General features: G+C 36.0%; 15 protein-coding genes and 1 tRNA gene. 15 read left to right on the top strand and 1 reads right to left on the bottom strand.

Translation table 11 applies throughout. From position 1 onward, the window contains the following. Positions 1 to 112: 112 nt before the first annotated feature. The 7 genes from efp (at position 113) to DFR80_RS02900 (ending at position 4,887) form a co-directional block, all read left to right on the top strand. Positions 113 to 676, top strand: a complete 564-nt coding sequence (efp, locus tag DFR80_RS02930; RefSeq protein WP_076543604.1) for an elongation factor P — start codon at positions 113 to 115, stop codon at positions 674 to 676. A 25-nt stretch (positions 677 to 701) separates the two neighbouring features. Further along, entirely contained in the window at positions 702 to 1,829 is a 1,128-nt protein-coding gene (locus tag DFR80_RS02925; protein WP_114489160.1) for an NAD(P)/FAD-dependent oxidoreductase, read from the top strand. A 29-nt stretch (positions 1,830 to 1,858) separates the two neighbouring features. Further along, the gene (locus DFR80_RS02920; RefSeq protein WP_076543602.1) at positions 1,859 to 2,299 is read left to right on the top strand and encodes an Asp23/Gls24 family envelope stress response protein; all 441 of its coding nucleotides are present in this window, start codon (positions 1,859 to 1,861) and stop codon (positions 2,297 to 2,299) included. A gap of 32 nt (positions 2,300 to 2,331) precedes the next feature. Beyond that, positions 2,332 to 2,871, top strand: a complete 540-nt coding sequence (gene amaP, locus DFR80_RS02915) for an alkaline shock response membrane anchor protein AmaP (RefSeq protein WP_114489159.1) — start codon at positions 2,332 to 2,334, stop codon at positions 2,869 to 2,871. 12 nt (positions 2,872 to 2,883) lie between these two features. Next, the gene (locus tag DFR80_RS02910; protein WP_114489158.1) at positions 2,884 to 3,120 is read left to right on the top strand and encodes a DUF2273 domain-containing protein; all 237 of its coding nucleotides are present in this window, start codon (positions 2,884 to 2,886) and stop codon (positions 3,118 to 3,120) included. A gap of 24 nt (positions 3,121 to 3,144) precedes the next feature. Then, positions 3,145 to 3,546, top strand: a complete 402-nt coding sequence (nusB, locus tag DFR80_RS02905) for a transcription antitermination factor NusB (RefSeq protein WP_076543599.1) — start codon at positions 3,145 to 3,147, stop codon at positions 3,544 to 3,546. A 141-nt stretch (positions 3,547 to 3,687) separates the two neighbouring features. Then, positions 3,688 to 4,887 (top strand): pyridoxal phosphate-dependent aminotransferase, encoded by a 1,200-nt coding sequence (locus DFR80_RS02900; RefSeq protein WP_076543598.1) that lies wholly within the window; start codon positions 3,688 to 3,690, stop codon positions 4,885 to 4,887. Between the two features lie 61 nt (positions 4,888 to 4,948). Here the strand turns inward: DFR80_RS02900 and DFR80_RS02895 are convergent. Further along, a tRNA-Leu gene (locus DFR80_RS02895) sits at positions 4,949 to 5,035 on the bottom strand. Between the two features lie 223 nt (positions 5,036 to 5,258). On the opposite strand from DFR80_RS02895, the gene DFR80_RS02890 reads away from it, so the two are divergent. The 8 genes from DFR80_RS02890 (at position 5,259) to DFR80_RS02855 (ending at position 13,875) form a co-directional block, all read left to right on the top strand. Beyond that, the gene (locus tag DFR80_RS02890; protein ID WP_076543597.1) at positions 5,259 to 6,089 is read left to right on the top strand and encodes a sulfide/dihydroorotate dehydrogenase-like FAD/NAD-binding protein; all 831 of its coding nucleotides are present in this window, start codon (positions 5,259 to 5,261) and stop codon (positions 6,087 to 6,089) included. Further along, positions 6,089 to 7,504, top strand: coding sequence for an NADPH-dependent glutamate synthase (gltA, locus tag DFR80_RS02885; protein WP_114489157.1), 1,416 nt, complete (start codon positions 6,089 to 6,091; stop codon positions 7,502 to 7,504). The genes DFR80_RS02890 and gltA overlap by 1 nt, the downstream gene beginning before the upstream one ends. 13 nt (positions 7,505 to 7,517) lie before the next feature. Next, positions 7,518 to 8,774: an exodeoxyribonuclease VII large subunit gene (gene xseA / locus DFR80_RS02880; protein ID WP_114489156.1), complete on the top strand. Its 1,257-nt coding sequence runs from the start codon at positions 7,518 to 7,520 to the stop codon at positions 8,772 to 8,774. Continuing rightward, positions 8,767 to 9,057 carry an exodeoxyribonuclease VII small subunit gene (xseB, locus tag DFR80_RS02875; protein WP_114489155.1) on the top strand — a complete coding sequence of 97 codons (291 nt, stop codon included), beginning with the start codon at positions 8,767 to 8,769 and terminating at the stop codon, positions 9,055 to 9,057. Before xseA ends, xseB begins: the two co-directional genes overlap by 8 nt. 2 nt (positions 9,058 to 9,059) lie before the next feature. Next, complete coding sequence (locus DFR80_RS02870; protein ID WP_114489154.1) at positions 9,060 to 9,941, top strand: polyprenyl synthetase family protein; 882 nt, start codon at positions 9,060 to 9,062, stop codon at positions 9,939 to 9,941. A 630-nt stretch (positions 9,942 to 10,571) separates the two neighbouring features. Then, complete coding sequence (locus tag DFR80_RS02865; RefSeq protein WP_233493697.1) at positions 10,572 to 11,138, top strand: hypothetical protein; 567 nt, start codon at positions 10,572 to 10,574, stop codon at positions 11,136 to 11,138. Next, positions 11,138 to 13,069: a 1-deoxy-D-xylulose-5-phosphate synthase gene (dxs, locus tag DFR80_RS02860; RefSeq protein WP_114489153.1), complete on the top strand. Its 1,932-nt coding sequence runs from the start codon at positions 11,138 to 11,140 to the stop codon at positions 13,067 to 13,069. Before DFR80_RS02865 ends, dxs begins: the two co-directional genes overlap by 1 nt. Further along, positions 13,048 to 13,875 carry a TlyA family RNA methyltransferase gene (locus tag DFR80_RS02855; protein WP_076543592.1) on the top strand — a complete coding sequence of 276 codons (828 nt, stop codon included), beginning with the start codon at positions 13,048 to 13,050 and terminating at the stop codon, positions 13,873 to 13,875. The genes dxs and DFR80_RS02855 overlap by 22 nt, the downstream gene beginning before the upstream one ends. Position 13,876 lies beyond the last annotated feature (1 nt).

Genomic DNA, 13,876 nt, shown 5'->3' with positions numbered 1-13,876 from the left:
ATTAAGCAAGAATTAATTTAATTAACTTAATATTGTTCAGTTTAATAATTTGTTTAAAAAGCTAATTTCTGCTATAATTGAACTGCAACAAAAAATAGTGGAGGTGCTTTAAATGATTTCAACAAATGATTTCAATACAGGTTTAACAATAGAGCTGGATGGAGAGGTTTATCAGGTAATTGAATTTCAACATTCAAAATCCGGCAGAGGTAGTGCATTTGTTAGAACGAAATTAAGAAATGTTGAGGAAGGTTATACAATTAGCAAAACTTTCAAGGCAGGAGAAAAGGTTGAAACAGCTCATGTAGAGAAAAAAAAGATGCAGTTTTTATACTGGGATGGTAGTGATTATATTTTTATGGATAATGATACATATGAGCAGTTTCATTTAAGTGAAGAACAGCTTGGAGATAAGGTGAAATATTTAAAAGAAAATATGGAACTTGATATAGCTGTCTATCAGGGTAGGCCGATCGATATTGAACTGCCAACTTTTGTTGAACTAAAAGTTGAAGATACTCAGCCAAATATTAGAGGTAATACTGTTTCCGGTGGAAGCAAACCAGCTACAATGGAAACAGGCCTTGTTGTTCAGGTTCCATTATTTATTGAAGAGGGAGATATACTTAAAATTGATTCTCGAAGTAATGAATATATAGAACGAGTTAACAGTTAAATATTTTTGAGGGGGGAATTTAAAGATGAATTATGTAATCATTGGCGCGGGAGCTGCTGGAGTTTCTGCGGCAAAAGAGATTTTGAAAAACCGGGATAATGGGGATCAAATTTCTATTTTTACAGATGAAAATTATCCTTTTTATTATAGACCTCGACTTATAGAATGTCTTTCCGGTGAGGTTCAAGTTGAAGATATTATTATTAATGATCAACAGTGGTTTGAAGATAATAATATCGATCTTTATCTCAATCAAAAGATCATCGAGATTGACAGCCAGAATAAATTGGTTAAGAGTGAAAAAGATCAATTTTTTTACGATAAATTACTGCTGGCAAATGGTTCTCACTGTTTTGTTCCCCCATTTACTGGCGTAGAGTTGGATAATATTTTCACTTTAAGAACGGCTGCTGATTTAAAAGAGATTAATAAAGCCGCAGAAACTGCCCAAAAAGCTGTTGTCGTTGGTGGGGGACTTTTAGGTCTGGAAATTGCTTATAATTTTGCTAAAGCGGACCTGGATACAACTGTGCTGGAAGTAGCACCTTATTTGCTGCCGATGCAGCTGGATAAAAAGGGCGGAGATCTGCTGGAAGCTAAATTGAAACAAAATAATGTCAAAGTTGTTACTGATGCTAAAACTAAAGGTTTTAAAGGTCAGCAGAATGTAGAAAAAGTAATTTTAGAAAATCAGGAGATTGAGGCTGATCTTGTTTTAATCTCGACCGGTGTTCGCTCTAATACTTCTTTAGTTGAAAATTTAGATATTGATAAAAATAGGGGAGTTATTGTTAATAAAAGAATGCAGACTTCAAATTCTGATATTTATGCAGCGGGGGATGTGGCAGAGTTTAATGATAAAATCTATGGGATCTGGCCTCCTTCGCTGGCCCAGGGAAGAGTTGCTGGTACAGTTATGAGTGGTGGTCAGGCTGAATTTGATGGTTATGTACCATCTCATAAATTAAAGGTTGCCGGAATTAATGTAGTTTCTCTGGGAGAATTAAATAAAGAAGGAGAATTTGAGGAAGAAATTCTGGAAGATAATGAAACCTATGTTAAAGTAATAAAGAATAAGGGAGAAAAAATTGGGGCTCTAATTGTTGGACAGTATTCAGAACAAAATCAAATTCTGGCTGACATAAAAAGATGATTATTTAGTAAAATGAGGGAGGTTAAATTATGAGTGATGAAGAAATTAAAGATATTAAAGCAGAAGAAGTAGAAGCAGAAGAAATTGATGAGGGCAGTATTAAGATCGCTGACGAAGTAGTAGGAATAATAACTGGTCTGGCAGCAACTGAAGTAGAAGGTGTAGCTGGTATGAGTGGTGGTCTTGCAGGTGGAATTGCTGATATGCTGGGTAGAAAAAGTTTGAGTAAAGGTGTTAAAGTTGAAGTTAGTGATGAAACAGCTTCTGTTGATGTTTATGTAATTATAGAATATGGTAATTCTATTCCAGATGTTGCCTGGAAGATTCAGGATAATGTAAAACAGGCTATTGAAGGAATGACTGGTTTAAATGTTAAAGCAGTTAATGTTCATGTTCAGGGGGTAAATTTTCCTGAAGACGAAAAAGAGGAAACGGAAAATAAAGTAGAGGAAGTAGAGACCGAAGAATAATTTATTCTTTGAAAATGATTGGAGGTTAAGCCATGAAAATTATACAAAATATATTTTCCTTTTTAATCGCTTTAATTCTCATCGTTTTAACAATTACTCTTTCTCTATATAGTTTTGGACTTTTATCTGCTAATTTTATTCCTGATCTAATATCTGGCAGCTATAATAACTGGCAAATTGGAGTAGTATATCTACTATTTCTTTTAATGGCGATTTTTGTAATCTATCCTTATTTTACAGACCGCCAATTTAAATCAACAAGATTATTAAGTTCAGAATCTGGAGATATTACTATAACAATTTCTGCTCTTTCTAATCTGATCAAAGATCGAGTTAAAGAAAAAGAAAAATTTGAGGATATAAGAATTAAACTGGAAGAAAAAGAAGAAGGTTTAAAAATTATATTAAGCGGAAAGCTAACGGTACCTGGAGATCTACCGGCTATTAGTGAGAATATCCAGCATGATTTAAAAAATTATATTAAACAGACCACGGGAATTCAGGTGGAAAAGGTTCAAATTAGAATTGATGATGTAAGAAAAGATAGTAAACTGCCTGAAAATGTGGAATGAGGTGGTCTATAAATGGATAAAAATCAACTGAAAGAAGAGTTAGTTCAATTAATATATGTGAATCGCAAAAAAATCACCGGAGCTGTGATTGGTTTAATTATTGGGATTTTATTTTTAACAGTTGGGTTTTTTAAAACATTATTACTCTGTCTGACTACTTTGTTCGGCTATTACTTTGGTTCTCGCTGGCGTTTTGAAGAAGATTTAAAAGATTTTATACTAAGAATTATTCCAGAAAGATTTAAATAGAGTTAGAAATGAGGTATTTTCTTTATGCAAAAAGTTTCGAGACACAAACAGAGGATCTGGGTACTCCAGATTCTTTACGGACTGGACATCAGAAAAAAGCTTGATCTTGAAAACTCAAAAAAAAGCTACAGAGATTTTATGAATGAAAAAAGTGCTTTGGCTGATGATTTATATGCTGAAGAGCTGCTTGATGGTATTATTATGGAACTTGAACTCCTGGATGCGCAGATTGATCAGTATGCTATAAACTGGAATATAGAAAGAATGTCTGCAATTGATAGAAATATTTTAAGAATTGCTGCTTATGAAATTCAGCATGATATTCCAACAAAAGTAGCTATTAATGAAGCTGTAAAGATTGCCAAAAAGTATGCAGATGAGAGTTCACCATCATTTATTAATGGGATACTGTCTAAATTTGCTTAAAAAGGGGGCTTAAAGCCTTCTTTTTTTGTTTTTTAAATATTTTTATGGTATATTTTATTTAGTAAACTATGGTAGTTAGAGCAATAAAAAGGTTTTGGTAACTGGAACTAATAAGATTAAATAAGTTAATGGGGTGTGGAGATGGAATATTCAGCAAGAATTGCAAAAATTGAAGAATCAAAGACAATCGCTGTCAGTACAGCCGCCAATAAATTGACAGCAGCAGGAGAAGATGTGGTAAGTTTTGGTGCAGGAGAGCCAGATTTTCCTACACCGGACTTTATTAAAAAAGCTGCAGCAGAAGCGATGAAAAAAGGATATACAGGTTATACCTCTGCTTCAGGGCTGCCAGAATTAAAACAGGCAGTAGTTAATAAATTTGCTTCTGATTATTCTTATAAATATTCTACAGAAGAAGTAATTGTCTGTAATGGTGGTAAGCAGGTATTATTTAATGGTTTATCAGCTATTTTAGCAGAAAATGATGAGGTTTTAATTCCTAAACCTTACTGGGTTTCATATCCAGAGCTAGTAAAATTAGCTGGTGGGAGACCTGTTCTGGTTGAAACAGAGGCTAAAAATAAATATAAATTAAAAGCAGCTGAATTGAGAAAAAATATTACTGAAAATACAAAAGCAGTTATTATTAATTCACCTTCTAATCCGGATGGACATTTTTATACTCAGTTAGAATTAGAAGAACTGATAGGTGTTTTGATTGAAAAGGATATTTTTGTTATTAGTGATGAAATTTATGATAAACTTTTATATGATGACAGAGAATTTAAATCAATGATTGAACTTTTCCCTCAGCTAAAAAATAGACTTTTAGTAGTCAATGGAATGTCTAAATCATATTCCATGACCGGCTGGAGGGTGGGTTTTGGGTTTGCAAATCAGGAGTGGATTAAAAATATGGCTAAAATTCAGAGTCATACTACTTCCAATGTAAATACCATTGCTCAGTATGCAAGTGCAAAGGCTCTGAATAATGATAAACTGGATCAAATTATTAAAAAGCGGAAAGATATTTATCAGCAGAGAAGAGATCTTACAGCCGAGTTGCTGGCTGATATTAAAGGTTTAAAAGCAATCAAACCTGCAGGAGCTTTTTATTTCTTTATTGATATTTCGGGATTAAAAAACAGAAAAATTAATGGCGAGAAAATTAAAGGATCACTCTCTTTTGCTGATTTACTTTTAGAGGAAAAGAAAGTAGCTGTAGTACCAGGAATTGCTTTTGGAATGGATAATTTTATCCGGATTTCATTTGCTCTGGGAGAAGAAAGGATTAAAGAAGGAATTAAGAGGATAGGAGATTTTGTAGCAAGTCTCAATTAGTTTTAAGTAAATAAAAAAAGAGCAGAGAAATCTGCTCTTTAAATTCATTATTAAATTAAAATGGTGCGAAAGGAGGGATTCGAACCCTCACGGTCGTGAGACCACTAGACCCTGAACCTAGCGCGTCTGCCAGTTCCGCCACTTTCGCACTGACAAATAATATTTTAACTTAAATATTTAAATTTGTCAAGGTGATTTTTTCAAATATTGTTTATGAAAATAAAATCTTACATTAAAACTTTAAGAAAAAAATAACTTGACTCCAGTTCGAATTATTTCTGAAATTAAGGAGGATTTAAGGGAGCGGTTAAAGAATAATATATAGAAGCAGGCTTTTTTTGCTCAAGTTTTAAAAATTCAGGAGGGAAAATATGTACGAAATTTTAGAAAAGGAAGTTCTGGCACCCACAATTAAAAAGTTAAAGGTTAAAGCACCTTTGATTGCCAAAAAAACTAAACCAGGTAATTTTATTATATTAAGAGTGGATGAAAAAGGGGAACGAATTCCACTCACTGTTGCAGATTACGATCGTAAAACTGGTGTAATTTCTATTATTTTTCAGGAAGTTGGTTATTCTACAAAATTATTAGGTAAGATGGATAAAGGTGATCAGATACAGGATATAGTTGGGCCTCTTGGTCATCATATTGATCTGGAAGGATATGAAAAGGTAGTATTATTGGGTGGTGGTTCAGGGACTGCTCTCTTATATCCTAAGGTCAGAGGTTTTTATGAGCAGGGAGCTGAAGTAATCAGCATTACCGGGGCCAGAACCAAAAATTTAATTATTTTAGAAGAAGAATTAGAGAAGTATAGTGACAGATTATTTATTGCAACTGATGATGGTAGTTACGGTCATCATGGCTTTGTGACTGATATTTTAAAAGATTTATTGGAAAAAGAAGATGACATAGATTTAGTAGTTGCCATTGGACCTGTGCCAATGATGAAGGCAGTGGCTGATTTGACTAAAGAGTATGGAGTAGAAACTATTGTTAGTTTAAATACTATTATGGTTGATGGGACAGGAATGTGTGGTGCCTGCAGGGTAACTGTCGGTGGAGAAAGGAAATTCACCTGTGTTGATGGACCTGCTTTTGATGCTCATCAGGTTGATTTTAATGAATTAATGAACAGGCTTAATTTTTATCAAAATGAAGAAGATTTAGTATATGATACAGCAGTCGAGGAGGATAATTAATGGCTTTACAAAAAAAGAAGACGCCGATGAAAGAGCAGGCGCCTGAAGAGAGAATTAAAAATTTTAAAGAGGTTCCTTTTGGCTATAGTGACAATGAAGCAGTTGTTGAAGCGGAAAGATGCTTACAGTGTAAACATCAACCCTGTGTTGAAGGATGTCCAGTTCATGTGCCAATACCCCAGTTTATCCAGGCTGTAATAGATGGTGATGTAGTTGAAGCAAATCAGATTATTAAAAGCAAAAATAATCTTCCAGCTGTCTGTGGACGTGTCTGTCCTCAGGAGGAGCAGTGTGAAGATGTATGTGTAATGGGAATCAAAAATGAGCCGGTAGCTATTGGTCGCCTGGAGCGTTATGTTGCAGATTATAATATGGAGCGGGGCACAGATAGTACCAGTGCGGAAGAGATAGAAAAAATGAAGGTACCAGAATTAGAAGGCAGAAAGGTTGCGGTAATTGGAGCCGGTCCTGCAGGTCTTACTGCGGCTGCTGATCTTGCAAAATATGGGCTTGAAGTTACAATTTTTGAAGCTCTACACGAAACAGGTGGAGTGCTGCGCTATGGGATTCCTGAATTCAGACTTCCCAAGGCTATTGTTGATCAGGAAGTTGAAGCAATCAAAGAACTCGGTGTAGATATTCAATTAAATGTAGTTGTTGGTAAGTCAATTACAGTTGATGAACTATTTGAAAAAGGCTATGAATCACTATTTATTGGTGTTGGTGCTGGTCTGCCGAGATTTTTAAATATTCCTGGTGAAAACTTAAATGGAGTTTATTCTGCCAATGAGTTTTTAACCAGAGTTAATCTGATGAAAGCCTTTAAATATCCAGAATATAAAACACCAGTAGTTGTTAAGGATAAAGTTGCAGTTGTTGGGGCTGGAAATGTTGCGATGGATGCAGCTCGAACTGCTAAAAGACTGGGAGCAGAAGATGTTTATATAGTATATAGAAGAGCTGAAGAGCAGATGCCTGCACGTAGTGAGGAAATACATCATGCTCGGGAAGAAGGGATTGAATTTAAACTTTTAAATAATCCGGTTGCAATTCATGGAAAAGAGGGCAGAGTTTCTCAAATGGAATGCCAGCAGATGGAACTTGGAGAAAAGGATGATTCAGGTAGAAGACGGCCAATTCCAATTGAAGGTTCTAACTGGATGCTGGATCTGGATACTGTAATAATAGCTATTGGTCAGAATCCAAACCCGCTTTTAACTTCTAATACAAAAGATCTAAAGACGAAAAGCTGGGGTGGAATAGAGGTCAATGAAGATCAGCAGACCAGTCGGGAAGGTGTATATGCTGGAGGAGATGTTGTTACTGGAGCTGCCACTGTTATTAAAGCAATGGGTGCCGGCAAAACAGCTGCAGAAAATATTAAGAATTACTTGTTAGAGAAATCTAAAAAATAGAGTGGTTGATTTTATGTCAGATTTATATCAGGATAATCTATTTACAAAAAAAGAAAAAAAGATCTATACAGTAGAGGAAATTACAGAGTATCTTCAGGCTTTAATTAAAGAAGATGCTCTTCTTTCTGACTTCTGGATAAGTGGTGAGATCTCTAATTTTTATCATCACAGTTCCGGTCATATGTATTTTACTCTAAAAGATAAAAATTCCCAGCTGAAAACAGTTATGTTTAAAGGCTATAATTCTTCTCTTGACTTTGAGCCTGAGGAGGGAATGCAGGTTGAAGCCAGGGGGAATTTAGATATTTATGCCCAGCGAGGAGAATATCAATTTTATGCCAGGGAAATGGAAAGAGCCGGCAAAGGAAAACTTTATCAAGCCTTTGAAAAATTGAAAGCCAGATTAGAAAAAGAAGGCCTCTTTGCAGAAAGCAAGAAAAAAGAAATTCCATTTCTGGCCAGCAAAATAGGAATTGTAACTTCTCCTACCGGGGCAGCAATTAGAGATATTCTTTCAGTGATGAAAAGGCGCTCTGGTAATTTTTCTGTCTTGATAGTTCCGGCTCATGTTCAGGGAGATCTGGCTAAGGGTGAAATTACAGCCGGGATTGAATATTTAAACAGCCGCGATGATATTGACCTGATTATTATCAGCCGGGGTGGAGGTTCAATCGAAGATCTCTGGCCCTTTAATGAAGAAGAGGTGGCCCGGGCGATTTATGCTTCCAGACTACCTGTAATCAGCGGTGTTGGTCATGAAACTGATTTTACAATTTCAGATTTTGTAGCTGATTTAAGAGCTCCGACACCTTCTGCAGCAGCGGAACTGGCAACTGCAAATCGAGAAGAAATTTTAAATAGGCTCAATAATTTATCACAGAGGCTTGTAAACAGCAGTGCTACTAAGCTTAGAGAATTAAAAAATCATTTAAAAGGTATTTCTGAACGCAGAATATTTGCCTCACCGGAAGAACTGTTTAGAGATTATGAACAGGAACTTGACAGTATAGAAACAAAATTAAACCATCAGATTGAAAGGAAATATAATGATTGGGAAAATAAATATCAATTATTTTATCAGAGGTTGAATAATTTAAGTCCACTTAAAACTCTGGACCGTGGTTATACCATTCTTCAGGATCAGAATAAAAAAACAATCAGCTCAATCAGGCAAACTGCTGCTGGTGATCAGCTTAGAGCACGCTTGAGTGATGGTCTTTTAGAACTGGAAGTAAAAGCTAGTAGAAAAGTTGGTGATATAAATGAGTGAAAATAAAAAGGAAGCTAAAATTAAAAAAGAAATTGAAGGAATTAATAGAGAAAAACTTGATTTTGAATCAGCTCTGGAGAAATTACAAAAAATTGTAGAAGACCTTGAAAAAGGTGGTTTATCACTGGATGAAACTCTGGCTGAATTCAGTCAGGGGATGAAGCTGCTTAAATTTTGCCATCAAAAACTTGATAAGGCGGAAAAGAAGATTGAATTAATGCTTAAAGATGATGGGGAGTTTACTGAGGAGATACCTTTTGAAACTGAGATTAAGGAGGATTAAATTTGCAGGCAATAAAAGAAATATTGAATCTAAAAGCAAAAGAAGTTGAAGCTACTTTAGAAGAGCTGATGAATTTAAGAGAAGAGATAGCTCCCCGATTAACGGAGGCGATGAAATATACTCTGCTTTCAGGTGGTAAAAGGATTAGACCGGTTTTATCACTTTTAACTGTGGAATTGCTGGAAGGGAATTACCAGGCTGCTTTAAAGGCGGGTTCTGCTCTGGAAATGATTCACAGTTATTCTTTAATTCATGATGATCTACCTGCAATGGATGATGATCAGCTGAGGCGGGGTAAAAAAACAAATCATCTTGTTTTTGGAGAAGCTACAGCAATATTAGCAGGTGATGCGCTTCTTACATATGCTTTTGAGCTTTTATCAGAACTTAAAATTGAGCCTGAAGCTAAAATAAGAATAATTGCGAATACTGCAAAATTTTCTGGCTATCAGGGAATGGTTGGTGGTCAGATTCTGGATTTAGAGGCTGAGAATAAAAAACTTAGTCTTGAAGAGATGCAGCAAGTTCACAGAGCAAAAACAGGTGCCTTGATTAAGGCTTCTGTCTTAAATGGACTTTACTGTTCTAAGTTTACTGAGCCAGAAAAAAAAGCACTGTTAAATTATGCAGAAAATATTGGTGTTTTATTCCAGATTGTTGATGATTTAATTGATCTTACAGGTGAAACAGAAAAAATGGGGAAGGTTGTTGGTAGAGATCAGGAGTTAAATAAAGCCACTTATCCTAAACTAATGGGAACAAAAGCTGCTCAAAAAGCCGCCCGGGAATATGCTCAGAAGGCAAAAGCAGAATTAAAAATTTTTGGTGATGAGGCTCAGAATTTAAAGGATTTAGTTGATTATATTCTGAACAGAGAGCATTAATTGAAGGGTTATTATAAATGTGTTATAATTAGTTAAAATGCAGATGGTGCAGTATTCTAGTCAGCATACTATCTTTGAAGGCGGGCCTAAAAATCCGTCAACGGGCATATCGATGAAGTTCTTTGTAATGGCTGCTGACGCCCAGTCGGGGGCCATTGCAGAGAGATAAGGGTTTGGGGCGATCCACAACGGCATGTGGGCGTTGACCCCTTTCTCGCGGAGGCCTGGTCGAGTTATATTAATGGATACATAGCAAGGCCAGGTTCACCTGTTTTTAACCGCAAGGTTAAACAGTGTAGCCTGCTTTGAAGTGGTACTGGAGACAGTAGCAAAACACAGGTGCCAGGATCCAGCTCTGGGTTGAACCTGCTGGAAACCAGTACTGCAAAAGAAGCTAGGAGATAGTTTAAATGCTGTCAAGGAAAACTTCTAGACTGTCTATAAAGGGATATAATAGGGATTAAAGTGTGTTCTGAGTGGTAATTCAGCTCTGTAGAGGGAGACCCTACAGCGGGAATTTAATGAGAAATCTCCTGGATGGTGACAGATGGGAATTCCCGGGGAAAACCTGCTGGACCTATGACACAGCATTTATCTATTATATTACCATCTGTTATTTTATTAATTGAGGTGAATATTTTGGCTAATTTAAAGAGCAGTATTATTATTGCTATTATGACTTTTTTTATTGCGGTAAGTGTCTCATCAGTCTCACAGACACAGGTACAGTTTGTACCATTACCGATGGCAGTAATAATACTGTTAATTATTATTATAATAGGTGTTTTGTCTGATATGGTTGGAGTTGCTGCTACAGTATCGCGAACTGAACCATTTAATGCTAAAGCTGCCAAAAAAATATTTGGAGCTAAAACTTCTTTATATCTTGCAAAAAATGGTGACAAAGTAGCAAGTTTAATGTGCGATATAGTTGGAGATATTTGTGGAACTATCAGTGGAGCAATTAGTGCAGTAATAGCTATTGATTTAATTAATTATTATGGTTTTTCAAATTTATGGACCAATCTGATAATAATTGGTCTGGCTTCCGCTTTAACTGTTGGTGGTAAAGCTTTTTTTAAGTATTATGGAATGAAAAACTCTACAAAAATAATTTTTCTGGTTGGCAGATTACTGGCGTTTTTTTATCTGTTTTATGATAAAATTTACGGTTTTTTAAAAAAGAGGTGGATTTAATGAGTGACTATTTAGCAAAAATAAATGGAATAGATGATTTAAAAAGATTAAAAGGATCACAGCTTAAAGAACTGGCGGCTGAAATTCGAGAGTTTTTACTAAATAATATTTCGGAAACTGGTGGTCATCTGGCTTCAAACCTGGGAACAGTAGAACTGACCATTGCTCTGCATCATTATTTAAATAGCCCCACGGATAAAATAATCTGGGATGTTGGCCATCAGGCTTATACTCATAAAATTTTAACTGGTCGCAAAGATTGTTTTGCAAATTTAAGGCAGAAAGATGGACTTAGTGGTTATCCTAAGTGTACTGAATCTCCTCATGATATAATAGGTGCCGGACACAGCAGTACATCAATTTCAGCTGCGGTCGGACTGGCTATGGCACGAGAAAACTTAAATCAAATGGGAGATATATATGCAGTAATTGGTGATGGAGCTCTAACCGGAGGGATGGCTTTTGAGGCTTTAAATCATGCCGGTCACATTGGTGCTGATATTAATGTAATTTTAAATGATAATGAAATGTCAATTTCCAATAATGTTGGAGCTATTTCTAATTATTTATCAACTTTAAGAAATGACCCTAAATTAAAACGAGTAAAAGAAGATATAGAATTTTTAATTAATAAAATTCCTCGTTTTGGTAATACTGTTTCGAATACGGTTGAGCGGGTTAAAAGTGCCTTAAAATATAGTTTTATTCAGGGTGTGCTTTTTGAAGAATTTGGCTTTAATTATTTAGGTCCTGTTGATGGTCATAATATTATTGAATTAATGAAACACTTTAAACAGGCGGAAACAATAGATGGACCTGTTCTTTTACATGTAATAACCAAAAAGGGAAAGGGTTATCCCCCGGCAGAAAAAAATCCAGACAGGTTCCATGGAGTTGGAGCTTTTAATATTGCAGATGGAAGTTCTCGAAAAACAAAGTCGAAAGCCAGTTACAGCAAAATTTTTGGTGAAACTCTAAGTAGGCTGGCTGCTGAAGATAAAAAGATTGCTGGAATAACTGCCGCTATGCCCTCTGGAACTGGTATGGAGATATTTGCTCAATCTTTTCCGGAAAGATACTATGATGTTGGAATTGCAGAACAGCATGCGGTAACAATGAGTACAGGACTGGCCAGAGGTGGAATGAAACCTGTCTGTGCGATTTATTCAACTTTTTTACAGCGAGCCTATGATCAGGTTATTCATGATGCTGCTATTCAGAATTTAGATTTAACTCTGGCTGTTGATAGAGCAGGTATTGTTGGTAATGATGGGGAAACACATCAGGGGTTATTTGACTACTCATTTTTGCGTCCGATCCCCAATCTTGTTATGATGGCTGCCCGGGATGCAGAACAGCTGCAGCATATGCTATTTACTGCTGTTAATTATAAAGGTCCAGCTGTTCTTCGCTATCCTAGAGGTGCAGCTGCTGGAGATTATATACCTCATCAGATAGCAGATTTAAAAAAATTAGAAATCGGCAAGGCAGAAGAGTTGATTAAAGTTGAATCAGAAATGGATCTGACAATCCTTGCTATAGGGTCAACAGTATATCCTGCTCAAAAAGCAGCCAGAATTTTAAATGAAAATGGCCATAAAACGGCTTTAATTGATGCCCGCTTTGTTAAACCTCTGGATGAAGAAATGATTATCAGAGCGATTAAAAATTCAAATAATGTTATTACAGTAGAGGAACAGGTTCTGGCAGGCGGTTTTTCCTCTGCAGTTCTCGAACTGGCTGCCGATAGAGGTGTCACTTTAAAAAACATTAAAAGAATTGGTGTTGGAGATGAATTTGTCAGTCAGGGTGGAATGGAAGAAATGAAAGAAGAATATCAGCTGGATGGTAGAGGTATTCTTGAAAATGCACTTTCTTTGCTGGCACCGGCTGAGGAGGTAAATAAGTTATGGCCAGAAAAGAAAGACTAGATGTTGTAGTAACTGAAAAGGGATTATTTAGGAGCCGTTCCCAGGCTAAAAGAGCAATTATGGCAGGTCTAGTTTTTGTTGATGGAGAAAGAGAAGATAAGGCGGGAACTCAGGTTGATCCCGAAGCAGATATCGAATTTAGAGGTGATAAAAACCCCTATGTGAGTCGCGGAGGTCTGAAGTTAGAAAAAGCACTGAAAATTTTTACTATTGATCCTGCAGGAAAAGAGGCAATAGATATTGGTGCTTCTACCGGAGGATTTACAGATTGTTTATTACAGCATGGGGCCAGTAAAGTATATGCAGTTGATGTTGGTTACGGTCAGCTGGCCTGGAAATTGCGCCAGGATGATCGAGTTGAGGTGCTGGAGAGATGTAATTTTCGTTATCTGGAAAAAGAACAATTGCCGGTCGAAGTTCCTTTAGTAGTTACTGATGTTTCTTTTATTTCTCTGAGATTAATTGTTCCTGGAGTTAAAAAATTTATCACTAAAAATGGAGATTTCATTGCTTTAATAAAGCCGCAATTTGAAGCCGGTAGAGATCGAGTCGGAAAAAATGGAGTGGTTAAAGATCCAGCAGTTCATTTAGATGTGATTGAAAATTTAAGTGATTTTTTTCTTAAAGAAGGATTTGAGCCGGCTGCTCTCGATTATTCACCAATTACCGGTGCTGCCAGTAAAAATATAGAATATTTAGTTCATCTGCGATATAGAGAAAAAATTGACGAGTTTAACCGACAAGACTGGCAGCAAAAGATTAATCAAACTGTCAGGTTTGCTCATACAGAGCTGGGAGGTTCTTAAA

Origin of the sequence: Halanaerobium sp. ST460_2HS_T2 (assembly GCF_003337665.1) — a bacterium.
GTDB lineage: Bacteria > Bacillota > Halanaerobiia > Halanaerobiales > Halanaerobiaceae > Halanaerobium > Halanaerobium kushneri.
Note: the sequence above shows the minus strand (reverse complement) of the source record. Positions and strands in the feature narration are given on the sequence as shown.